This is a genomic window from Pseudobutyrivibrio xylanivorans, from assembly GCF_010906925.1.
In the GTDB taxonomy this organism is placed as follows: domain Bacteria; phylum Bacillota; class Clostridia; order Lachnospirales; family Lachnospiraceae; genus Pseudobutyrivibrio.
This window is the reverse complement of sequence record NZ_VTVE01000006.1, coordinates 1-24500: the sequence shown is the minus strand read 5'-3', so window position 1 is coordinate 24500 and position 24500 is coordinate 1. Positions and strand designations below refer to the sequence as shown.

Below are 24500 nucleotides of genomic sequence, written 5' to 3'. Positions count from 1 at the left end.
ATTACATGGACTTCAAATCTATGCTACATGCTATTAGCAGACCGAGGAAAAATGCCGTTTCCTATGATCTGTCTACAGACTTTAAATATACTGGGTTACAGGAATATCCTAGGCCACAATTGCAGCGTAAATCTTACATTAACTTGAATGGTAAATGGGATTATAGGATTTTGAGCGGTCAGGGGCAGGTTATTTGTAGCGGACCAATTGAGGTGCCATTTTCGCCTGAGACTAGCCTTTCTGGCACTGTTCAACATGTACTTCTTCCAGAGGAGACTTTGGAATATACAAAGGTATTTACATTAGAAAAGGTCAAAAAGTCTAAAAATCTTATTTTGCATTTTGGGGCGGTGGATCAGGTCGCTCATGTGTCTGTTAATGGTATATCACTGGGCACACATGAGGGAGGTTATACCTCATTTTCATTTGATATAACTGAATATGTGGTAGGAGGTTCTAACGAAATCAAAGTAAAAGTCCGTGATTATACAGATAAGGTAGGCTACGCTAGAGGTAAGCAATGCTTGGATCCTCACGGTATGTGGTATACAGCACAAAGCGGTATCTGGCAGACTGTTTGGATGGAGTGGGTTCCAAAGGCTTATGTTACCAATATGAGAATAACTCCTGATATAAATAGAAATAGGGTGGATTTCATATTTAAGGTCTCTGAAATGAAGGGACAGATAGTTGTCAGTTCCTCTAATCAGGATTTAATTAAAAGATATAGTGTCGATAAAATCAGCGATGATCATATCTATGCACATATAGAGCTAGATAAATATAAGCTTTGGACTCCTGAGGAGCCTAATATATATTTTGTAAATGTGGAATATGGCAAAGATAGTTTTTCAACATATTTTACTATGCGCCATTTTGGAGTTGATGTAGATGAGAATGGCATTCCACGATTGACGCTTAACCACAAGCCATACTTTATGAATGGTGTTTTGGATCAAGGGTATTATCCTGAGAGCCTTATGACTCCACCAAGTGATGATGCCATGATTTTTGACATAGAGACCATTAAAAGCTTGGGCTTTAACATGATTAGAAAACATTGCAAGCTTGAGCCAATGCGTTGGTATTTTCACTGCGATAGAATCGGCATGATTGTATGGCAGGATATTGTAAATGGTGGTACTGAGTACAATATGAATATGATTTGCAATATTCCTACTCTTGTGCGACCTTTTGGAAATACAAAGGACAAGAACAAGATTTTCCTAAAATATACAGGTCGAAATACAGAGAAATCCAAGGAATTATGGCGTATGGAATGCAGGGATATTATGAAACAGCTTTACAGTGTCCCATGTATTGGTCAATGGTGCTTGTTTAATGAGGGCTGGGGACAGTTTGATGCAAAGGGTAACCTAGAATTTGCTAAAAAATTCGATACAACAAGACCATTTGATGCTGCTTCTGGCTGGTTCCATGAAGGCTGTGGAGATGTATATTCTGAGCATCTATATTTCGAAGAACTTCGAGTGAAAAAAGGAGCCCGTCCTTACGTAATATCTGAGTATGGTGGACCTTCCCTTAAGGTGGGAGGACATGTAAAAAAGGATTTTCTCTATGGTTATAAGAGATTTTCTCAGCCAAAAGATTTGCAGGCTTATTATGATAAACTTATGGCAAAAATAAAGTCCCTCAAAGAAGAGGGACTTGCAGGAGCTGTCTATACTCAAGCCACCGATGTGGAAGAGGAGGTTAATGGTCTTATTACTTACGATCGTAAGGTGCAAAAGCTTTATTAAACCAGCTCTGTGGGAAGGCCATACCGAATATAATTCCCATAACAATTGCGCCGGCTGTCTTTATTGTGGACAGGCCGTAGCTTGAAAACATGCTCATATCATTTGTAATTAAATAATAAGAAGTGTAATAGATTCCGGCACCAGGTACCAGAGGGAATATTCCTGCGATTAGGTACACGGTGACGGGATTTTTGCGTTTTGCGGCAAAAGTTCTTGAAAAAACTGTAAGTAAAAATGAGCCTACAACATTTCCAAGAGTAGGAGCGCCAAGTGCCTCCATAATTATGAAATAGAAAATCCATCCTATGCCACCGGAAATACCACAGTATAAGAGCTCTGATTTTGGTGCAGAAAATACTATGGCAAATGCTAAAGTAGCAATCATGGCTATTACAAACTGAATAATATAATTAACTATCATTAGATGTATGCACCTCCTCCTATTAAGTGTGCGATGGTGATTACAATACCAACACCTACGGCTATACAGAAGGCAGTAAGCAATGCATCGATTAATCTGATAGAACCAGATAAATAATCACTGTTGATGAAATCTCTGATACTGTTGGTAAGTGGTATTCCTGGAACCAGCGGCATTATGCCACCGATTATTATCTTATCGTAATGGACTGGTAAGCCTACAGCATACAAAAGTATTGCGGTAAGGGAAACCACTATACTGCCAAATACGTTTGTCATTGTTTTTGAATAGGTCTTCTTCTGGAACATAAGAAATACTCTCAGTACCATTCCTACTAAAATTGCCATTATTGAATCGAGTGGTGTTCCTCCATATAAATATGCAAATCCACCGCAGCCGATTCCAGTTGCTATTAATAATGCAAGTGGACTGTATCCAGGGAGTGTTTTGCATTCTCCCAATTTTGTCCATGCATCTTCTATTGAAATATTATGTGCACATACTTCTCTGCATAAATGATTTAGGGCTGCTATGCGACCTAAGTGCATTGGGTACATAGGCACATGTCTGATCATGGAACTGGCATGTTCTGTCACCTCGTCTGCGCTAGCAAATATTCCATTGCTGAGTACGTATACGTCACAGTCGGTGATATCGTATGAATTTAAAATTGCCAGTACGCTATCCTCTACTCGATACACCTCTGCTCCGTTTCTGAGCAAGATGTCTCCTAATTCAACTGCAAAGGATAGTACCTTTTTTGTGTCTGTCATGTTAACTCCTTATATCTTGATTTATCTATTTTTGATTATCCAATATTCACATTACTTTTTCAACCAAATCATATTTATTTACAATTGTGGATAACATTGTGGGTAAAAATTAGTTGTTGATTGAAGTGTCACTATTGTGGAAAACTGTCATAAAGCCTTTAAAATAAAGGAATTTCAAAAATGACGAAAAATAGATTTCCACAGCAAAAATTGAAAAAGTGAAGTTATCCTCAACCTAAAAAATATGATTGTGGATATTGTGGATAAGTCGGCCAATAGGTTGATATAGAAGTCAACAAGATAAAAGAGGATAAAATGGATGCTATTAGACGTGGAATTTTAAAACTATCAAACAGTGAAAATGTTTGATACCGGAATTATATTATGTGTGATATAATTGAGCTCGTATGATAATCAATGGAGGTAAAGAAATTGGCAGACAGTAGTTCATGTTCATCAGCTAGCTCATGCAGTCGAGGCTCATGTGAAGGATGCCCATCTGCTTCAGCAGCTAAAAAGGGTGTTAGAAATACAGCGTTTCTTGAGGCGCCTAATAAGAATTCAAATATAAAGCATGTTATCGGAGTTGTATCAGGTAAGGGTGGCGTTGGAAAGTCACTTGTTACATCATCACTTGCAGGTATTATGGCTCGCGCAGGATATTCTGTTGGTGTATTGGACGCCGATATTACCGGTCCATCTATTCCAAAGATGTTTGGTGTTCATGGTCCAGCTACAGGCAATGATGAGGGGACATTCCCAGAGGTTGCTGAGGACGGCACAAAGATAATGTCTATAAACCTTATGCTTGATGATGAGGAATCACCAGTTGTTTGGAGAGGTCCTGTTATCGCAGGTGTAGTTAAACAGTTCTGGACAGATGTTCAGTGGGGCGACGTAGATTATCTGTTTGTAGATATGCCACCTGGAACAGGCGATGTGCCACTTACATGCTTCCAGTCACTTCCAGTAGACGGTATTATCATTGTTACCAGTCCACAGGAATTGGTTCAGATGATAGTTAAGAAGGCATACAACATGGCTGAGATGATGCACATCCCAGTTCTTGGCCTTGTGGAGAATTATTCATATATATCATGTCCAGATTGTGGCAAGAAAATTGAGATATTTGGCGAGAGCCATATTGACGAAGTGGCAGCAAGCCTTAATGTTCCTGTACTTGGCAAGATGCCAATGGACAGAAGCTTTGCTACAGCAGCAGACGCAGGCCGAATTTATGACTTAGACAATACGTATCTGTCAGAGGCAAAGTTGGTATTAGAAAAATTATAAAAATGAATATGACCAACGGAGTAGTTTAAACTGGAATTAATTAATGAAAAAGCCTGTAGTTATCAAGCTATTGGTGTTGCTTAGCGAGATGTGTTAATCGAGCGGTGCAATATCCAAGGCTTGAGAACGTAACAGGCGTAGGTAAGAAATAAGGAGATTAAATTATGGCACAGAACCCTATTGTTACAATTGAAATGGAAAATGGAGACATCATCAAGGCAGAGCTCTATCCTGAGGTTGCTCCAAACACAGTTAACAACTTCATTAGTCTTATTAATCATGACTTTTACAATGGAGTTATCTTCCACAGAGTTATTAAGGGCTTTATGTTACAGGGGGGAGATCCAGATGGAACAGGTATGGGCGGCCCTGGATACTCAATAAAGGGAGAGTTCTCAAGCAATGGATTTAAGAATGACTTAAAGCATGAGCCAGGTGTTCTTTCTATGGCTCGTACAATGTTCCCTGACTCAGCAGGAAGTCAGTTCTTTATTATGCATAAGAATAGTCCACATCTTGATGGGGATTATGCAGCATTCGGTAAGGTTATCGAGGGCATGGATATTGTAAATAAAATTGCAGAGGTTGATACTGACTGGTCAGATAGACCTTTGACAGAGCAGAAGATGAAGAAGGTTACAGTAGAGACATTCGGTGTGGATTATCCAGAGCCTGAAAAGCAATAGTTTTTTAGCTATGCTAAAATAACTATCGCCACCATCAGCGCTATTTCAGGAGGAAATTATAAATGCGCTGATGTTCCCGTTCTAGTTGAAATATTAGAATTGTTATGTTACTATTACGGCACGTCTTTGGCGTGTCGTTTTTCTTATTATTTATTTTCTTATTTATACCCATATAAAATGAAATTTAAATTTAATAATATTGCTGCTAGCTTTATACTCTGGGGACTAGTTGAATTTTGCTCGATTATTTATTGTGCTCTGAGAAGGCGCAGAGAACAAAAGAAAAGAGCTATAAAAGAGCTGTATATTAAACGCGTTCTTAAATTGTTACCTAAGTGCGCTGATAGTATAGAGCTTCTTAGAGAGCTTTACTATAGCTTTGGAAATAATAGATATCTTAGGAGTATATTGATCAGAGCAATAAGGTATCAGGAGAAGCAGGCTGATAACAGAGTGTATGTGTCTGCAGGATTTTCTTATATTGAAAGAAAATTAGGTTGCAAACCTATTAACTATATGCACAGATATCTTTCAGAAAATGAACTTGAAGTTGGTAATTACAGTCTTGTAGACTTGCATGAATTGGAAGTTCTAACACAGGAGAGATTTTCTTTGTGGAAAACTGAAAATGATAGATTTCTAACTTATATGAAAAAGCAGAGGACAAAACTGTTATTTGAGAAATCTGTCTTATTATTCTGCAATTTATTAATTTACCTCAAATATAGTAACGATATTACCCTGTTAATATTTGTAGTTGTAAACACAATTGGCCTAGTGAGTTTTATTATTCTGGATTATGATTGCTGTGCTGTAGATGAGAAAAAGCATGAAGGAAATCTTGCAAGAAAAAATAAAGGCAAAAAAAGAGCCCTTGCCAAAGATAAAAGACTACGTGAAATCTTTCAAATAGCTGGTGGCATGGGCTTAATTGTAAATATTACTTTGTTTGCGATTCGTCTGTTGGAACAGGAAGCTTTATTCTAAGCTTGGTTATTCGTTTCTTTTCAACGGCCAGTACTCTTACTATAATGCCTTCTTCTGAAACATAGGTCTCGCCAACATTTGGGAAGTGGTCAAATGCTCCTACAATGTAACCGCCAATGGTGTCATAGTCCTCGCTAGAGAATCCAAGAGGGATGATATCACACAAATCCTCTAAGTTCATTGAGCCAAGTACCTGGTACTCTCTGTCGCTGATGCGAACAACAGGATCTTCCTCATCTTCATCGTATTCATCACGGATTTCTCCAACGATTTCTTCCAATAAATCCTCTAGAGTAATCATACCGGATAAATCACCGTATTCATCCAAAACGATGGAGAGGGAAGCAGCTTCCTTTCGCATTTCATCGAAAAGATCTGATACGTTTTTCATCTCGTAGGTGAAATAAGCATCTCTCAAATAGTTCTTAATAGAAAAATCAGAAGTAGGAGTAAGTCCAAGGAAATCCTTCATATTGACTATTCCGATGACTTTGTGAGTGTCTGGCTCACAAACCGGAAGTCTTGTGTACATGTCTTCTTTGAAAACCTCGATTAACTCCTGGTAGGAAATATCGGCATCTACCATGGTCATATCGATTCGAGGAATCATAACTTCTTTTGCTGTGGCATCAGAAAAATCAAATACCTTGTGAATCATAGTACGCTCATCACTTTCGATTTCACCTGTTTCGTGGCTGACATCAACCATTGTGCGGATTTCTTCCTCCGTAATTGTATTGTCCTTGAAATCAGGGTCGATGCCAAAAAGTCTGATGAATAATCCCGATAGGAAATTGACTATTGCAATCACAGGTGTAAATAGCCACATGGTGCCGCCTATTATAGGGGCAAAATGTAGGCTGAGCCTGGTGGAATAGCTTGTAGCAAGTGACTTAGGTGTGATTTCTCCGAAAATCAATATTAATAAGGTGAGAATACCTGTTGCGATGCCGGCGCCCTTGTTTCCTAGCAAATCAATTGCAAGGGTAGTGGCCAAAGAAGATGCTGACAGGTTCACGATATTGTTTCCTATGAGAATAGCTGAAAGCATTTTCTTAGGACGGTTGATAACCTTTAAAACCCTAGCAGCTTTTTTGTCACCGTCATCAGCCATGGTTTTGATTTTTATTTTATTAACTGTTGTAAGGGCTGTCTCTGCTGATGAGAAAAAAGCAGATAGTGCCAACAAAATGAAAAGAATTACAAAACGAACTGTCGTATGCGAATCCAAATAAAAACCTCCCGTATATACATATTAAATATTAGCTTTGATTATAGCATTTATATAATAAAATTGAAAATAGTACTAAAAGGTGGTACCATGAATAATAAAGATAAAAAAATATTGAGAGAGATATTCTCTAACCCTATTAAATCCAATATTAAGTGGATTGATATAGAAAGCCTTTTTATTTCTCTTGGAGCGAATATCTCAGAAGGAAATGGCTCTCGTGTGAGAGTGGAATTAAACAATGAAAGAGCTGTATTTCACAGGCCTCATCCAGAAAATACTACAGATAAAGGTGCGGTGAGGTCAGTGAGAAGATTTCTAGAAAATGCAGGGGTGATAATATGATGAATTATAAAGGATATATTGGAAAAGTTGATTTTGATGATGAACAACATATTTTTACAGGAGAAGTTATTAATACTAGAGCGGTAATTACATTTCAAGGTTCTTCTGTTAAAGAGCTAGAAGATGAGTTTAAAAATTCGGTTGATGATTATATTGAATGGTGTAATAAAGATGGAGTAGAGCCGGAGAAACCATATTCTGGGAAATTTAATGTAAGAATTTACCCACAACTTCATCAAAGAGCAGCAGTAGGAGCTAGAATCCTTGGGATGTCATTAAATTCATTTATGATAAAATCTCTAGAAGATGAACTTGAATTAATGCACATTTAGTGTGGCAATTTAGGTTGACTTGCTTTAAAGTAAATAGGTAAGTGAGTTATTCATCGAGGGGATGTGGTGTTAGTAACTCTAATACTTATAGTTAGGAAATGATTTATGAAAAAGAAACTTCTTGTTATAGGATTATCTCTATATATTGCGGCAACAATGGTGGCTTGTGGCGGACATAGTCAAAAGGAAATTGACTTGCGTGACCAGGGAGTAGAGGCCCTTGATGCAGGTGATTATGAGACTGCTATCAAGTTATTTGATAAGGCTTTGAGTTGTTCCATTGGAAAAGTCACTGATTTGGAAATAGACATTAATTACTACAAAGCGGCAGCTCAGTTTAAATCTGGTGATTTTGAAGGGGCGGCAGCTACCTACGAGGCATTGATTAAATATGATGGCGATAATTATGAGCCTTACTTTTTAAGAGGAAGTATTTATGCTTCTGAAGGTGAGGTAGGGAAGGCCATTTTGGATTATGATAAGGCTGTTGAAGTAGATAAAAAGAATTATCTTCTTTATATAGAAATATACGAGAATCTTGATTCTCTTGGATATACAGATCAGGGCAAGGTATATTTAAATAATGCGCTACAGATTTCAGATAAATCTGCGGAGGCTGGCTATTATAAGGGCCGAATCAACTATATGCTTGGTCAGACTTCTCAAGCCCAGGAGTTATTGCAGAAGGCGGTAGACAAGGATATCGTTGAGGCTAGACTTTATCTTGCCAAGATATATCAGGATCAGGGTGATTATGATAAGGCCCAGAAATTGCTAGAGGAGTACGCAAAATCCGAAGATGTCACAAGCGAGGCGCTTGCTACTTTAGGTGACATTGAGATGGCTAATGGAAATTATGAGAATGCTTTGGGGTACTATGAAGCTGGGTTGAGTCTTAAATCAATAGACAATATGCCTGACCTATTGAAGGGACAGGTTTCAGCTCTTGAACATCTAGGTAGGTTCACCGAAGCATGCGATGCATTGACACAATATCTTGAATCTTACCCTAATGATGAGGTTGCAAAAAAGGAGCTAATATTCCTACAAACGCGATAGAAATGCTAAAGACACGCTACAATATGTAGTGTGTCTTTTTTATGTTTAAATACCAAATATTGTGTGTGTTGAATCGTAATTCTACCTAGAAAATATTCAAAAGTGAAATGGGATTTTAGGTAATAATGACGAAAAGCACAATATATAGTGATTAAACATTGACCCCTCACCCTATATTTTGATAACATATATTCAAGTCGAAAGTACCTTAATGCAACACTTAGCTGGCAAAGCAAAAAGGTTACAGGGGGAGTCCTTTTTTGACATGTTTTAAGGATACTAGAGAAAGGAAATTGGTGAGGAAAATTGTTTGACGTAGTAAAAAGAGATGGTGAAATAGCAGAGTTTAATTTGGGGAAGATTAACGATGCGATCGCAAAGGCCTTCGAGGCAACTGGAAAGGAATACAATGACGATATAATCGGTTTATTATCGCTTCGTGTTTCGGCTGATTTCCAGTCAAAAATTAAAGAGAGCAAAATCACTGTAGAGGACATTCAGGATTCTGTAGAAAATGTACTTGAGCAGACTGGATATACAGATGTTGCAAAAGCATACATTTTATATAGAAAGCAGCGCGAGAAGATGCGCAACATGAAGTCTACAGTTTTGGATTATAAAAATGTAGTAGATAGCTATGTTAAGGTAGAGGATTGGAGAGTTAAGGAGAACTCTACAGTTACATATTCTGTAGGTGGTCTCATCCTTTCTAACTCTGGTGCAATCACTGCAAATTACTGGCTTTCAGAGATTTATGATGAGGAGATTGCAAATGCACACCGCAGCGCAGATATCCACATTCACGATCTTTCAATGCTCACAGGTTACTGTGCAGGATGGTCATTAAAGCAGCTTATCCAGGAGGGACTTGGTGGTATTACTGGCAAGATCACTTCAGCTCCTGCTAAGCACCTTTCAGTACTTTGCAACCAGATGGTAAACTTCCTCGGTATCATGCAGAATGAATGGGCTGGCGCTCAGGCATTCTCATCATTTGATACATACCTTGCACCATTTATTAAGACTGATAATCTTTCATACGAAGAAGTTAAAAAGTGCCTTGAGGCATTTATATATGGTGTTAACACACCTTCTCGTTGGGGAACACAGGCACCATTTTCTAATATCACATTAGATTGGACAGTACCTAATGACTTGGCAGAGCTTCCAGCTATCGTTGGTGGCAAGGAAATGGATTTCAAATACAAGGACTGCAAGAAGGAAATGGATATGGTCAACAAGGCATTCCTTGAGATTATGATTGAGGGTGATGCTAATGGCCGTGGATTCCAGTATCCTATCCCTACATATTCTATTACTCGTGATTTTGATTGGTCAGATACTGAGAACAACAGACTCTTATTTGAGATGACTGCAAAATATGGTACTCCATATTTCAGCAACTATATCAACTCAGATATGGAGCCAAGCGATGTTCGCTCTATGTGCTGCCGTCTTCGTCTTGACCTTAGAGAGCTTCGCAAGAAGTCAGGCGGTTTCTTTGGCTCAGGCGAGAGCACAGGATCTGTTGGTGTTGTTACTATCAACATGCCACGTATTGCATACCAGGCTAAGGACGAGGCAGATTTCTATGCTCGTTTAGATAGACTTATGGATATTAGTGCTCGTTCACTTAAAATCAAGAGAGGCGTTATTACAAAGCTTCTTGATGAGGGATTATATCCATATACTAAGAGATATCTTGGTACATTTAACAACCACTTCTCTACAATCGGACTTATCGGTATGAATGAAGTTGGTCTTAATGCTAACTGGCTTCGTGCTGATATGACAGATAAGAGAGTACAGGAATTTACAAAAGACGTTCTCAATCACATGCGTGAGAGACTCTCTGATTATCAGGAGATGTACGGTGACCTCTACAATCTTGAGGCTACACCTGCTGAGTCTACAACATACAGATTTGCAAAGCATGATAGAGAGCAGTTCCCAGATATCATCACAGCAGGCAAAGAAGGAGATACTCCTTTCTATACAAACAGCTCACATATGCCAGTTGAGTATACATCAGATATATTTGATGCTCTTGAGGTTCAGGATGAGCTCCAGACACTTTATACATCTGGTACAGTATTCCATGCGTTTATCGGTGAGAAGCTTCCTACATGGGAGTCAGCTGCCAATCTTGTTCGCAAGATTGCTGAGAACTATAGATTGCCATACTATACACTTTCTCCAACATACTCAGTATGTAAGGAGCATGGCTACATAGCAGGTGAGCATTACACATGTCCACACTGCGGCAAGACAGCTGAGGTATACAGCCGAATCACTGGTTACTATCGTCCAGTTCAGAACTGGAACGAGGGCAAGACTCAGGAATACAAGAATCGCAAGCTTTACGATATAGCAGGTTCTGTATGCAGACGTGCTGGTGAGAAGACTGCAGCAGCAAAGCAGCCACAGGTTAATCTTGAGATTGTTTCTGAGGAAAAGGAAACTGGTGTAAAATATCTTTTCACAACAAAGACATGTCCTAACTGCGCTAGAGCAAAAGAGATTCTCGAGGATGAGGATTACATCCTTGTAGATGCAGAGGAGCAGCAGGATTTGACTAAAAAATATGGTGTTATGCAGGCGCCTACTCTTGTAGTTGTTAATGGAGACGAGGTTACTCGTTATGCCAATGCCAGCAACATCCAAAAATATGCGGATGAGAATCTTTAATTAAAAATACTAGGGCCACTCGTGCAAAATGTACGGGTGGCTCTTTTTCTTTTTGTACGAAAACACAACGAAAAAATTTCGCCGGCTAATATAGGATTTGTTATAATACTCATATAAGACTTTGGTGGTAAAAATTATGAGAAGGGGGACTAGTTTTATGGCTACTAGAGTATACCAGTGCCTAAAAGAAATAGGCGACAAAATAATGGCCAACAAGGATTTCCTGACTGACTTAGACAGAGAAATCGGCGATGCAGACCATGGGGTAAATATGGCTCGTGGATTTGCAGCTGTAGTGGAGAAAGTACCTGAAGACGAGGGCGATATTGGGGCCGCTCTCAAGAAAACAGGTATGACACTTTTATCTACCGTTGGTGGAGCATCCGGACCACTTTACGGTACAGCTTATATGGAGGCAGCCAAAGTGTTCGCGGGAAAAACTGCCGTTTCCCCAGAGGACTTTAAGGCCGCTCTCGAAGCAGCAATCGCTGGTATCCAAAAGCGAGGCAAAGCTGTAAAAGGCGAAAAGACAATGCTTGATGCACTTATGCCAGCTTACGATGCTTTCTCTGAAAAGGTTGATGCAGGAGCTGATTTAAACGAAGCTCTAGATGCCGCTTGTGCAGCAGCTGCTGAGGGTGTGGAGTACACCAAAACAATTGCGGCCACAAAGGGACGCGCAAGTTACCTTGGACAAAGAAGCGTTGGTCACCAGGATCCAGGCGCTACTTCAGCTACATTGACTTTGGAAACTATCAGAGATTTTTTGAAAGGATAATGTGGCGGAAAGGGGGATTTAATGGTTGGATTAGTTCTTGTGTCCCATAGCTGGAAGATTGCTGAGGGGCTAAAGGATTTGACTAGTGAGATTGCACCGACCCACAAGGGAATCGTATGCGCAGCTGGCCTGGAGGACAAAACCATAGGCACAGATGCGATTCGTATTTCCGAAGCAATTAAAGAGGCTAATGACGGTGATGGGGTTATAGTTTTAGCTGATTTGGGTAGCGGTGTTATGAGTTCTGAGACAGCAATTGAGCTTATTGAAGATGAGGGTATTGATGTAAGACTTGCAGATGCGCCAATCGTAGAGGGCACAATTGCAGCAGCGGTTAGTGCTATGTGCGGAAGTAATATTGACGCAGTTTTGAAAGCTGCAGAGGATACCCGCGGCGCGCATAAAGTTTTATAAGATTTTCGTTGTGGACAGCCTGATAGTGCAACAGGCGAGATATAGGAGGAGGTAATATTTTATGAAAAAACTTATTAACGAAGTTGATAATATAGTTGATGAGATGCTTGACGGTATGGTGGCAGCTTACCCACAGTATATACGCCGCCTCGATGGACTTGATGTAGTAGTGAGAGCTGGAGGCTCAAAGGGAAAAGTTGCCTTAGTGTCTGGCGGTGGTAGCGGACATGAGCCAGCTCATGGAGGATATGTAGGAAAGGGTATGCTGGATGGAGCTATTGCTGGTGCAGTATTTACATCCCCTACACCTGACCAGGTATATGAAGCAATCAAGGCAGCAGATGGCGGCAAGGGAGTATTGCTTGTTATCAAGAATTACACAGGTGATGTAATGAACTTTGAGATGGCTGCTGATATGGCAAGAGATGAGGGAATCGAAGTCGACCAGGTTATCACAGCTGATGATGTGGCGGTTGAAAATAGTACTTGGACAACAGGCCGCCGCGGAATCGCAGGTACTATTTTTGTACACAAGATTGCTGGCGCATGCGCTGAGGCAGGAGGAAGCCTTGCTGATGTAAAGCGTGTTGCTGAAAAAGTAATTGCAAATGTACGCTCAATGGGTATGGCTGTTGACGCATGTACAGTTCCTGCTGCTGGCAAACCAAGCTTTGACTTGGCAGAGGATGAAATCGAAATCGGTATCGGAATTCATGGCGAGCCAGGCGTTAACCGTGAAAAGATTGGCACAGTAAATGAAATCTCCGACAAGCTTCTCGATAGGATTTTCGCCGAGGGCATTTACAATTCTGGCGATGAAGTGGCTGTAATGGTCAACGGAATGGGCGGCACACCTTTGATGGAGCTCTTTGTGGCAAACAAGCACATTAAGGAAGTTTTGGATGCCAAGGGAATCAAAGTTGCAAAGACTCTTGTTGGCAACTATATGACATCTCTTGATATGGAAGGCTTTTCTATTACACTTCTCAAAGTAGATGATGAGCTAAAGAAGTTGCTTGCAGCACCAGCTGATACACCAGCTTTTGTGCAGGCATAGGAAAATTATACGTAAAATCACATGGAGCCATTCGCACCTAGCGTGCGGATGGCTTTTTTGCTGGAAAATTACATGATAAAACTCTCGACACAGAATGTTCATATAAATGATTTTGATGCCTGATTGTATGTGCTAAATTTTCCATGTTTAACTGTGATATTTATTAGTGGAAATATTAGAAAAATATCACTGGAAAAATCATAATTAGACCCAATAAATAAAGGATTTATCGCCTGAATTTGATAGCTATAAACACCTGATTTAATAAGAGGAAAATGCTATGAAAATATAATTAAAAAAATGTGTTGACAGAAGTGCGTGAGGGTATTATGATACTACCTGTAACATCCTAATGCTAACTAGCTTAGGAAACTGAATTTTTTGTGGCATATTACACAGATATTCCGGCAAAATGTAGTAATTATGCCGAATGCAGTCGATGCAAGATGTTTAAAACACTGTACATAACTCGGGAAGGCTGAAAAAAATTGATTGGGAACAAAAATCTTTGAGTGTGAATAAAAGACAGTGGAGTGCGTTTTAAATGTGACATAAGTGTGAAAAGCTTTATGTGCATTTAGGGAGTTAATGAAAAGAGGAAACCATATGAGAAAAATTAAACACCGCAAAGTTACAAAAAGAATTGTAGCATTGACAATGATGACCGCATTGATGTATAGCAATGCGGTATTTTTCGTGTCTGCAGATGAGCCAGAGGACAACAATGTTTCTCAGAGCACAGATGCTACAGCTGCTTCTTCTGACAATCAATCAGGAGATTCTTCTAATGTAGGAGGTTCGACAACTACAGATAATACTGTGGCTGGAGATGACCAAAACATAGATGGAAATAATACAGCTGGAGGCCAAGATACTACTGGTACAGATAATGGAGTAGACAGCCAAAATACAACAGACGGCCAAAACGCAACAGAGGGCACTGGGGCTGACAGCCAGAATGGCACAGGTGATGCAGCAGTAGGTGACCAACAGCCAACAAATGGTACTGATGGTACAAATGTAGTAGATGGTCAAGTTTATGTGTCATATCCTGTGATGACAATGGATACAAGCGTGTTTGGAACTACTGCCAAGTACGTACTTAATAGTGGCAGCTTCACGCTTATGGGCGGCAATCAGACTACAGATCCAGAAGAGACTCACTATATATATGATGAAAATTCTAGTGAGGAGCCTATTCCTGTTGGTACATTTACAGTAGATTCAGAGGGACAAAAAGTATTTAAAATCTATAAGACAGATGAAAACGGTGAATTGGTACAGGATGAGGAAGGCAACTATGTTATAGACGAGGATGCTACTTATACTGAGGATGAGGAAGGATACTTGTGTATAAATGGCATTCGCATGGTTGATGAGAATGGAGAACCAATCTTAGTTGCTGAAATTTCTATCCCAGCTATACCATGGCATCCACACTGCTTTGGAGAGTATCATTATATAGGTGAAAATGAGGATGGCGTTCCTCAGCACGAGGCTACATGCACTTATCCAGGATGTAATGAAAAAGATGTAAGAGACTGCGAGAAGGAGACAGTCCTTATTGATGGTTATGAAGTTACACGCTGCAAGGTGTGTGGGCATGAATTCTCAAGCCTAGATCCTAAGCCTGAAATAGAGGCTATAGAGTTTAGCACTGATGCTGAAAAGAATTTTAATAATATTGACTTATACAAATCAGATGTAACAGTTACAGTGAAGGCTCGTTGCAAGGCTAAAGGTGGTGCAACATATACATTAGAGGGATTTGATGAGAATGCGTCAGAGGATGTATCTTTTGAATTAACTCAAGATGGTGACCCAGATGATGAAGGCTTTATTAAGTATTCATATACTTTCTCTGGAAGCGAGCTCTACTATAGCATAGATAAAGTGAAGGGCTGCACAAATGATTATGACGGCTCTATATATGTAGAGAGAGCATGTCAGTTCGAGGTCAATACTACTAATATGAAAGTTAAAGGACCTGTGGCTTATATCGAAGCTTCTAATGAAGCAGGAGACCGAGTATGGATTTATGATGATGACAAGTTCTATTTTGATAACTGGTATTCATCATCAATAGAAGGATATCCAGATACATTAGAGCTGACATTTGCAGCTGTTACAAGAAACTATGATGTAAGTTATTTCACTGTTTATGATAATGGAAAAGAACTTCCAGCAGAAGCCATACATAATCTTACAGAGGATGTAAAGGGCAAGCTTAAAAATGTCGAACCTGTGTGGGATGGAAACGAAGTTGATTATGAATATGAATATAATAAAAAAGGTAGAGCCAAGGATAAACAGTTTTACAAGATAAAATACACATGCCAAATACCTACAACAGTAGAAGGCGAGCATACATATGAGATAGTATATGGTAAGGATTCGTACCATACAGAGTCTTATGAGATCACAATTTATGTAGATAACACAGTACCAGTTATTGATTCAATCTCATACAATGGCAATTCAACTCCAGTAGGTTCTTCAGGTGCTAATACAGGCTACTACAATGAGGACGTGGAAGTAGAAGTAGTTGTTACAGAAGAGAATTTAGTTAATGAAGAAAAACTTGATGACTTAAGACTTGTAGAAGAAGGCGGCGGAAGCAAGGCTCTTACATTTAAAGAAAAGCGTGGAGATAAATACGTTTTTTCTGCAGTAGCTTCTTCAGAAGGTAAATACCATGTAGAGGGCTTGGTTATGGACAAGGCTGACAATATTAGAAAGCTTGCAGATCAAGAATCCTTTATAATTGATAAGACAAATCCAGAGGTTACCGTAGAGTTTGACAATACTGAAGCTAAGAACGGCAAGTACTACAATGCTGCTAGAGTAGCAACAATCACAGTAAAAGATGCCAACTTTGAGCCAGATGATAAGTACATCACATTAAACATCAGCGAAAAAGATGGTAAGGCTGCTCCAGGTGGCTGGGAAAAGTCTAGTGAGGGTAGCTACATCAAGAGAATTAACTTTGATGCAGACGGTGTATATAGCTTTACAGTTTCTTGCAAGGATAAGGCAGCAAATGCTAGTTCAACTGCATCAGCAGAAGAGTTTGTAATTGATACAACAGTACCTACTATAGATGTTAGCTTTGATAATAATTCATCTTCAAATGAGTACTACTTTAAGGATGCTAGACATGCAACTATCGTAGTTGAGGATGCTAACTTTGATTCAAAGCTTGTGGTAATCGAAAAGACAGGTGAGGACGGAGCTGGTTCTTTACCAGGCGTTAGCGGATTCTCTGATGCTGATAAAAAGCATTCAGCGTCAATGAGCTTTGAAAAAGATGGCAAATACGCATTTAGAGTTACTTGCCAGGATTTGGCTGGTAATGTAGCAGATACATATACAAGCAGCGTATTTGTTATTGATACACTTGCTCCAGAATTAAATATTACAGGTGTAGCTGATATGTCAGCTAACAACGGTGTTGTTCAGCCTATCATCACAACTAAGGATGAGAACTTAAAGGCTGAGAATGTGGTAGTTACACTTACAGGTGCCAACAAAGGTACTATCTCAACTGTAGGTTCTACAACACAGTCAAATGGTGGATATGTAGTTGAGATTTCTGATTTACCACATGTAAAATCAAATGATGACCTTTACATTTTAAAGGCAGAAATCACTGATTTAGCTGGTAATGTAACAGAAAAAGAAATCAAGTATTCAGTAAACAGATTTGGTTCAGTATATGTTCTTGGAGATGGAACTTTGGGCATGATAGATAGCTATTATGTTACAAAGCCACAGAATGTTGTTATTACTGAAATCAATGTAGATGAGTTGACATACAAGGAAGTTTCAATTACTTACGACGGAAGTGTAAAGGACCTTTCTAGCGGAAAGGATTACACTACAACAGATACAGTCAACAAGAATTCATGGCATTCAATTAGCTACACAATTAATGCTTCAAACTTTAGAAATGATGGTCTTTATTCTGTTTCTGTTTACTCAGAGGACAAGGCATCTAATACACAGAGTAACAAGTCAAAGGATGCTAATATCGAATTCCTTGTGGATTCTACAGCACCAAGTGTTATCGTTTCAGGTGTAGAAAGCGATGGAGTATACCAAGAGGCTGAACATAATTTCTCAGTAAATGCCACTGATACAATTGGTATTGCTGGATTAAAGGTATACTTAAACAATGATATCCTTGCAGAGTATTCTGCACAGGAACTTCAGGAAAATGGTGGTACAGAAGTTATCACAATTCCTGGAAAGGATGATTATCAGCAGCTTGAAATTATTTGTTCAGATGTAGCAGGTAATGAGACAAAGCTCAGCTGCAACAATGTCCTTGTTTCAGAAAAAGCAGAGGATTTAATCGACAATGACATTATTCAGAAGATAGATGTAGTTCCTGAGGAAATAGTGCCAGTTGCAGGATTCTTTAAGAAACCTATTGTTTGGGTTGTATTTGCATCAGCAGCTTCAGTGTTAACTGCCGCAGGCGTATTTATTTTCAAGAAGAAAAGATTAAAGTAATTAACGAAAAGGGAGATTGCTAAAATGAAGGGATTGAGAAATCTTTGCATTAATTTACTAGTTATAGTTTCACTGTTGCTACCATGCAATGTGGCTCAAGCGGCAGCTAAAGAACAGAAGGCAGAAGATGCAAAGAATGGTGTGGTTCAAGTAAATACCGTATTTACGGATGATGCAGATCAAAAGCATATCGTCTATGGTGGAACTGGCTTTTTGGTTGGAGATGCAGAAGATACAGAGTACGTTATTACATGCAACCACATCGTCAATCCATCAGATGAAATTAAAGTAGCAGCTTTTGAGTTCTTGGAGATTCCTGTAGAAGAGGATACTCTGAGCAATACTAGATATGAAACAGAGGTTGTTCTTGAGGGAGATGTAGTTGTAAGTGCCACTATTGTAAATACAAGTGACGAGTTGGATTTGGCTGTGTTACAACTTTCTCAGCCTATATACACAAGAGAACCTTTGACTATTTTGACATCAAAGAATTATGACACCAACTCTTTACCTTACAGCACCACAGACAAGATTTACACAATGGGTTATCCAGATGAAATCAGATTTGACTCTCCTGTGCAGTACTATTCTGATTCACAGGTGATTATGACGGCTGGTAGCATTGTTAATCTTTTGAGCCTTAATGGTGTACAGGTAATTGAAAGCGATACTTCAATAGGTGCGAATAATTGCGGTGGCCCTATTGTAAATGAATATGGTTATGTAATAGGTATGAATCTTTTGGCAAAGGATGGCATGTATAGTTGTTCTTTGGATTCAACCAAGATCGTAAAAGTTCTTGATGGCCTAGGTGTCAATTACACAAAGGTAAATGAGAATCCAAAAACAGAAGAAGTAAAAGAGCCAACCACAAAAATAGAGACAAAAGAGACAATTCCTCTATACCTAATAATCATTCTTTGTGTTGGTGCAGTTGTAATAATTGCCTTAATTATCACTATTATTGTCTTGAAAGTATCAAGCAATAGAAATAGAGAGATTCAATCGAAAAAAGAAATAAAGCAGGCAGAAAGCCAGGCGATAGAGCAATTTGTCAACAGACCTAATATGGCAGTGCGTGAGATGCAGCACAAGGAGGTGGCCAGCAAGTCAGTTGATACAAATGTATTATCAAATGACGGTGGAGAAACTAGTATTCTAGGAAAATCTGAATCATTTTCAGGTCAGATTAATCTTGGAAAGCTCATTAGAGTTAAAACTAATGAAAAAATAGCCATGAATAAAGCGTATTTTTCTATAGGTAAAGATACTTTACATGTAGATTATTCAATTAGGGATAATGGCACTATTAGTAGACAGCACGCTGCCATTAGAAAAATGGGTGATGGCATTTATTTGGAAGATTGCAACTCGACAAATGGTACTTGGGTAAACAACGTGAGATTAAATAAAGGCAGTCGAGTGAAATTAGCAAACGGGGATATGGTAAAGATATCTAATGAAGAATTTAAATATGAGTTATAAAACAGATGCCTTTAGTTTTATAGGGGTGAAAAAGAAAGTTAATCAAGATGCGCTAATCATTAAGCAGGCTAAGACTGCTGACGGGGGTAATGTATGCATGGCGTGTTTGTGTGATGGAATGGGTGGTTTATCTCAAGGGGAAGTTGCCAGCGCTACTTTTGTAAAGCGTATGGATGAGTGGTTTAAAAATGAACTTCCACGAGTATTGATGCCTAGCGACATCACAGAAGATTTGACACAAGAGATGGATGCATATAGTCACTATTGGGGCCAAATCAAAGCCCAGTGGCAAGGAATCATCCAAAAAACAAATGAACGATTAATGCGTTATGGAGAAGACAGAGGAATTGAATTGGGGACGACGGTTGTTGCCATAATCATTATAAATGATGAGTACATGGTAATGAACGTAGGAGACTCACGAGCTTATGAATTAGACGAGAGGCGTATAAAGCTATTAACTCACGATCATAGTTATGTTCAAAGAGAAATGGACTTAGGAAACATGACGCTAGAAGAGGCTCAGAATAGCAATAAAAAAAGTCTTCTTCTACAGTGTGTTGGTGCCTCTGAGGTAGTAATTCCTGATTTTTATCAGGGATATGCCAATACTCCACATAAATTTCTTTTATGTTCAGATGGCTTCTGGCGCAAGCTAGAAGATGATGAAATGATTGAAGTTTGTAAACAGCAAAATGGATTGGAGAAACTGACAGACGCAGTTGTTGCAAGAGGCGAGACAGACAATATATCAAGTTTATTGATATCAGTTTAAAAGATATGTTAAAAATAGGTTCAGTTGTAGATAACAAATATAAAATACTTAATGAAATAGGCCACGGTGGAATGAGCACAGTTTATTTGGCGATGAATGAAAGAGCCAATAAACAGTGGGCTATAAAAGAGATTCGAAAAGAAAAGTTTGCAAATGAAGATATTGTTTACGATAGCATTAGAAGTGAAACAGAGCTTCTGAAAAATCTATCGCATCCCAATTTGCCGAGCATAATCGATATTATCGATTATGAAGGTAGTATTCTAATTGTAATGGACTACATTGAAGGCAATACCCTAAGAAAAGCCTTGGAAGAGTATGGTCCACAGCCACAGGAATATGTTATTCAGTGGGCAAAGCAATTGTGCGATGTTTTGGGATATTTGCATTCACAGAATCCACCAATTATTTATAGAGATTTAAAGCCTAGCAATATTATGTTAAAGCCAGACGGCACAATAGTATTGATAGATTTTGGAACTGCAAGACGTTTTAATACTGAAAACAACGAAGACACTACATGTCTAGGTACAAGAGGATATGCAGCGCCAGAGCAGTTTGGTGGATATGGTCAGACAGATGGCAGGACAGATATTTACTGCTTAGGCACTACAATCTACCATTTGTTAACAGGGAAAAATCCTAGCGAGCCACCATACGAAATATATCCAATTAGATATTGGGACGAATCCTTCTCTCAAGGATTAGAAAAGATAATTATAAAATGTACCCAGGCAGATCCAAATCGAAGATATCAAAATGCCTATTCTCTACTATATGATTTAGAGCATTATGATGAATTGGACAGCGAGTACAGAAGAAAAGAGAAGATAAAGCTTATTAGTTTTATCCTAGTAGTAGTTCTTTGTATCGCCAATGCAGTTGGTGCTGCTACATGTCACTTCTATGGAAAGCATGTTCAGACCAATGCTTATGAGACGTATCTGGTTGATGCTGAAAAGGGTCAATCATTAGACGATATGCGAGAAGCATATATAGAAACTATTTCAATAAATCCTGAGGAAGCGGATGCATATATCCGTCTAATTGAAAGAGTTTATTTGGAGGACAATATTTTCTCTGAGGATGAGGCGTCGGAGATTAGAGGAATCCTAATCAACCAGAGCAATGGCCATACATATGAGGAATTATTGCAGAAAAATAAATTAGGCTATCAAATGTTTTCCTACCAGTTGGGAATGGCATATTTCTATAATTATGAGGGCACAGGTAACAAGCAGCTTTCGGCTTATTGGTTAAAAAAGGCAGCTGAAGGAGAATTGCCTGAGAGTCAGACAGCCAGAGCAGAGAGATTAGGCGCAATAGCAGATTATTACACATCCTTAGGTATGATAGACAAGACCGGAGATAGCAAGGTATCTTTCAAGGATTATTGGGCAGATTTGATTAGTGTATCAGAGGGCAATATTGTCAAAGATGATAATGCTAATACAGCTTTGGTAATATATAAAGAAGTGGCTTCTCAGATATGCGTTTATGCAGATCGATTCAACAAGGATGGAGTTTCCTACGGTGAAATGGAATTAGCCTTAATGGAAATTGAAAACCATGTGCAAGATGACATCGAGAAAGCTAAAGTAGAAAAAACTGATAGAATAGTTGAATTAGAAGAAGAACTAGAAAAAAATATTGAAAAAGCAAGGCAAGTTATTTCTCTTAATAAACAGGAGACAAGTAAATGATAGAAGTATTACATCAGAAAGAAATATTAGACTTGTTGACAACTGGAATGATTGTATTGTCGATTTCCTTTGGAATACTAGCCATAGTGCTATGGTTTGTATTTAAAATACCACACTCCATAAAGGTTCTTACCAAAATTGGAGCATCAAAGGATATTCAGTCTTTTGGTAATGTTAACATTAGAAGAACATCCAATGCGGTATTGACTTGGAATACTTCTGAAATGCTAGATAAAAATCCAGAAGAGAGTAAAGTAGAGGCATACGATGACGAGGCTACAATTCTACTAGAGGAAGAAACAGCATTGCTTCAAGTAGAAAGCCCGGAAGATGTTGAAACCGGAGCGGAAAAAGAAACAGGACTTGAGTTCCCAAAAGAAAGTGATAAGGGATTTGAAATCCAAGAAGAGATAATCATTACTGGAACAGAAAACGACTTGCCAGAAATATAGTATTATCAACCATTTATCTAGCAATATAGAGTTTGGTTTTTAATAGGGATATATTAATTATATTTTAAGGAGGATTATGAAAATGGCAAAAGCAGGTATGGAAACAGATATTGTAAGTGATAAGCTTAGAGACTTAGTGACAAAAGCTGGTAATTTAGATGACATTTCGACAGGGGTAAATAATTTAGCAGCACCATTGTCGGAAGCTTGGGGCGGTGCTGATGCAGCAGCTGCTGTAGATTATATAAATGCACTCTCAACAAAGATGGCATCTATGTCAGAAGAAATCATGAAGATTCATGGTTGGGCAGAGACTACAATGAACAACTATATTGATGAAGCTAACAAGGGTGCAAATGCATACGAGTAAGGAGGATTTAAAATGAGTGATGTAAATACACATATCTTTGGTGAAGTTGATGAGATGGCTGTTACCAGTAACAGCCTTACATCTTTTAGTGATAGCTTAAGGGATGAGTTAGATGCTATTCAGGCCGTAGTTAACGATGTAGCAGGAGCAACATTTGGAGAAGCATCTCCACAGCTATTAGATGTATATAATCAGTTAGATAAAGATTTAAGAGCATATGTTGAAGAGTTAGCTACTATTGGTTCAAATGTTGAAGTCTCAGCATCAAACTTGGCTGAGATTGACCAGATGGCGCAGCAGTCAATTCAGTACGAGTTGGGCTAAGATGTTTATAATCTGTGTGGCGGCGAGGCTTATCTTCGCCGCTATACGTGGATTATTTGGAGGATTTATAGATGAGTTCGGAAGAACGCGCGCGTAGGGAAAGAGAAAGAAGAGCTGCTATAGAAAGAGCGATAAATGCTAAGCAGCAGGAGCTGGATGGAGTAAATGCGGAAATAGCAAAGTACGAGGCTATTCTAAATGCATTGACAGAATCCCAGACTACTCTCGCCAGTTATAAGGCTGATTTAGAAACAGATATAAATGATGTTATCGTTAATTATGATGTAAAAGATGGAAGTACATGGGCAGGTCTTCAGGCCACAAAAGCATGGCGCGAAATGGATTTCCTTAAAAATAAAAAAGACAATTATGTGACTGAGGTTGAGCAATTAGATTCTGATATATCAACTGCGATAGACAAAACCAATTCGATTTTACAAGAGCTGTATAGTCGACGAGATAGTCTTAATGAAGATATAAGAAATTTAAGAGCACAATTATAAAATAAGAGGATAGTTATGTCGACGACAAATAGTAGTTCAAATACCATAGGTGGAGCGGCAATAGGGGCGGTAAATACTGCTGTCGCTGCTTCCGCAAAAGCGGCAAGAGTTGCTTTAGATATTGATGTATTTGAAGAAAGTGTTAAAGATATTGAGACACAGAGAGACCTTATAATCGAAGATAGTTTGACTTATGCAGAAATTGATGCAGAGACAAATAATAATGCTACAGTACCAACTTTTGTTACAGCCAATGAAAATATTGATGACATGCTTAAAAGTTTAAAGCAGCAGGTGACTCAGGTAACTGAGACCATGCATAACGTATTGAGCAACTATGTAGCTGTAGATGAGGACGCAACTCGTAGCGTTAATTACGATGATACTAAAGTAAAATATACAGGTCATACTGTTTAGGATAGTGAGTTAGGAGAAATTGTTATGGCACGAGCAGATGCGAGTGGAAATATCGAGCGAGGAGAAGTGGATATTCAGTGGAATACCCAAAGACTTCGCTCGTATTTTAATAAATGTCAGGAAACATATGAT

Annotated in this window: 23 protein-coding genes; 20 read left to right on the top strand and 3 right to left on the bottom strand. The window is 38.8% G+C overall.

All coding sequences use genetic code 11. The features are described from left to right. Nucleotides 1–5 precede the first annotated feature (5 nt). Nucleotides 6–1760 (top strand): glycoside hydrolase family 2 protein, encoded by a 1755-nt coding sequence (locus F0Q01_RS13280; protein WP_090489848.1) that lies wholly within the window; start codon nt 6–8, stop codon nt 1758–1760. On the opposite strand, the gene F0Q01_RS13275 is transcribed toward F0Q01_RS13280, so the two are convergent. Both F0Q01_RS13275 and F0Q01_RS13270 read right to left on the bottom strand, forming a co-directional pair. Continuing rightward, nucleotides 1726–2181 carry a threonine/serine exporter family protein gene (locus tag F0Q01_RS13275; protein WP_090151583.1) on the bottom strand — a complete coding sequence of 152 codons (456 nt, stop codon included), beginning with the start codon at nt 2179–2181 and terminating at the stop codon, nt 1726–1728. The two genes, F0Q01_RS13280 and F0Q01_RS13275, sit on opposite strands and share 35 nt — an antisense overlap. After that, nucleotides 2181–2954: a threonine/serine exporter family protein gene (locus F0Q01_RS13270; protein WP_090489846.1), complete on the bottom strand. Its 774-nt coding sequence runs from the start codon at nt 2952–2954 to the stop codon at nt 2181–2183. The genes F0Q01_RS13275 and F0Q01_RS13270 overlap by 1 nt, the downstream gene beginning before the upstream one ends. Nucleotides 2955–3386: 432 nt before the next feature. On the opposite strand from F0Q01_RS13270, the gene F0Q01_RS13265 reads away from it, so the two are divergent. From F0Q01_RS13265 to F0Q01_RS13255, 3 genes are all read left to right on the top strand, one after another. Then, nucleotides 3387–4247, top strand: a complete 861-nt coding sequence (locus F0Q01_RS13265; protein WP_090489844.1) for an Mrp/NBP35 family ATP-binding protein — start codon at nt 3387–3389, stop codon at nt 4245–4247. 164 nt (nt 4248–4411) lie between these two features. Then, on the top strand, nt 4412–4933 hold the full coding sequence (locus F0Q01_RS13260; RefSeq protein ID WP_090489842.1) for a peptidylprolyl isomerase: 522 nt from the start codon (nt 4412–4414) through the stop codon (nt 4931–4933). 177 nt (nt 4934–5110) lie between these two features. Continuing rightward, nucleotides 5111–5920, top strand: a complete 810-nt coding sequence (locus F0Q01_RS13255; protein WP_143096679.1) for a hypothetical protein — start codon at nt 5111–5113, stop codon at nt 5918–5920. On the opposite strand, the gene F0Q01_RS13250 is transcribed toward F0Q01_RS13255, so the two are convergent. Further along, entirely contained in the window at nt 5874–7151 is a 1278-nt protein-coding gene (locus tag F0Q01_RS13250) for an HlyC/CorC family transporter (RefSeq protein ID WP_090489838.1), read from the bottom strand. The two genes, F0Q01_RS13255 and F0Q01_RS13250, sit on opposite strands and share 47 nt — an antisense overlap. 90 nt (nt 7152–7241) lie before the next feature. Between F0Q01_RS13250 and F0Q01_RS13245 the strand changes: the two genes are divergently transcribed. From F0Q01_RS13245 to F0Q01_RS13170, 16 genes are all read left to right on the top strand, one after another. Further along, nucleotides 7242–7496, top strand: coding sequence for a type II toxin-antitoxin system HicA family toxin (locus F0Q01_RS13245; protein ID WP_090489836.1), 255 nt, complete (start codon nt 7242–7244; stop codon nt 7494–7496). Then, nucleotides 7493–7828 (top strand): type II toxin-antitoxin system HicB family antitoxin, encoded by a 336-nt coding sequence (locus F0Q01_RS13240; RefSeq protein ID WP_090489834.1) that lies wholly within the window; start codon nt 7493–7495, stop codon nt 7826–7828. Before F0Q01_RS13245 ends, F0Q01_RS13240 begins: the two co-directional genes overlap by 4 nt. Nucleotides 7829–7933: 105 nt before the next feature. Then, complete coding sequence (locus tag F0Q01_RS13235; protein WP_090489832.1) at nt 7934–8887, top strand: tetratricopeptide repeat protein; 954 nt, start codon at nt 7934–7936, stop codon at nt 8885–8887. Between the two features lie 306 nt (nt 8888–9193). After that, nucleotides 9194–11575 carry a ribonucleoside triphosphate reductase gene (locus tag F0Q01_RS13230; RefSeq protein ID WP_090489830.1) on the top strand — a complete coding sequence of 794 codons (2382 nt, stop codon included), beginning with the start codon at nt 9194–9196 and terminating at the stop codon, nt 11573–11575. A 157-nt stretch (nt 11576–11732) separates the two neighbouring features. Beyond that, a complete protein-coding gene (gene dhaL, locus F0Q01_RS13225) occupies nt 11733–12353 on the top strand; it encodes a dihydroxyacetone kinase subunit DhaL (protein ID WP_090489828.1) in 621 nt (206 codons plus the stop codon). A gap of 21 nt (nt 12354–12374) precedes the next feature. After that, on the top strand, nt 12375–12767 hold the full coding sequence (dhaM, locus tag F0Q01_RS13220) for a dihydroxyacetone kinase phosphoryl donor subunit DhaM (RefSeq protein ID WP_090151608.1): 393 nt from the start codon (nt 12375–12377) through the stop codon (nt 12765–12767). Nucleotides 12768–12828: 61 nt separating this feature from the next. Next, nucleotides 12829–13824, top strand: coding sequence for a dihydroxyacetone kinase subunit DhaK (dhaK, locus tag F0Q01_RS13215; protein WP_090489826.1), 996 nt, complete (start codon nt 12829–12831; stop codon nt 13822–13824). Between the two features lie 606 nt (nt 13825–14430). Further along, nucleotides 14431–18339: an Ig-like domain-containing protein gene (locus F0Q01_RS13210; protein ID WP_090489824.1), complete on the top strand. Its 3909-nt coding sequence runs from the start codon at nt 14431–14433 to the stop codon at nt 18337–18339. Between the two features lie 24 nt (nt 18340–18363). After that, nucleotides 18364–19824, top strand: a complete 1461-nt coding sequence (locus F0Q01_RS13205) for a trypsin-like peptidase domain-containing protein (RefSeq protein ID WP_090489822.1) — start codon at nt 18364–18366, stop codon at nt 19822–19824. Continuing rightward, nucleotides 19799–20599 carry a PP2C family protein-serine/threonine phosphatase gene (locus F0Q01_RS13200; RefSeq protein ID WP_090489820.1) on the top strand — a complete coding sequence of 267 codons (801 nt, stop codon included), beginning with the start codon at nt 19799–19801 and terminating at the stop codon, nt 20597–20599. Before F0Q01_RS13205 ends, F0Q01_RS13200 begins: the two co-directional genes overlap by 26 nt. A 5-nt stretch (nt 20600–20604) precedes the next feature. Next, nucleotides 20605–22302: a serine/threonine protein kinase gene (locus F0Q01_RS13195; RefSeq protein ID WP_090489818.1), complete on the top strand. Its 1698-nt coding sequence runs from the start codon at nt 20605–20607 to the stop codon at nt 22300–22302. Beyond that, nucleotides 22299–22754 (top strand): hypothetical protein, encoded by a 456-nt coding sequence (locus tag F0Q01_RS13190; protein ID WP_090489816.1) that lies wholly within the window; start codon nt 22299–22301, stop codon nt 22752–22754. The genes F0Q01_RS13195 and F0Q01_RS13190 overlap by 4 nt, the downstream gene beginning before the upstream one ends. Nucleotides 22755–22836: 82 nt before the next feature. Further along, entirely contained in the window at nt 22837–23124 is a 288-nt protein-coding gene (locus tag F0Q01_RS13185; RefSeq protein ID WP_090489814.1) for a hypothetical protein, read from the top strand. Between the two features lie 12 nt (nt 23125–23136). Beyond that, the gene (locus F0Q01_RS13180; protein ID WP_090489812.1) at nt 23137–23448 is read left to right on the top strand and encodes a WXG100 family type VII secretion target; all 312 of its coding nucleotides are present in this window, start codon (nt 23137–23139) and stop codon (nt 23446–23448) included. A gap of 71 nt (nt 23449–23519) precedes the next feature. After that, complete coding sequence (locus F0Q01_RS13175; protein ID WP_090489810.1) at nt 23520–23951, top strand: hypothetical protein; 432 nt, start codon at nt 23520–23522, stop codon at nt 23949–23951. 15 nt (nt 23952–23966) lie between these two features. Continuing rightward, on the top strand, nt 23967–24368 hold the full coding sequence (locus F0Q01_RS13170; protein ID WP_090489808.1) for a hypothetical protein: 402 nt from the start codon (nt 23967–23969) through the stop codon (nt 24366–24368). The last annotated feature ends 132 nt before the right edge of the window (nt 24369–24500 follow it).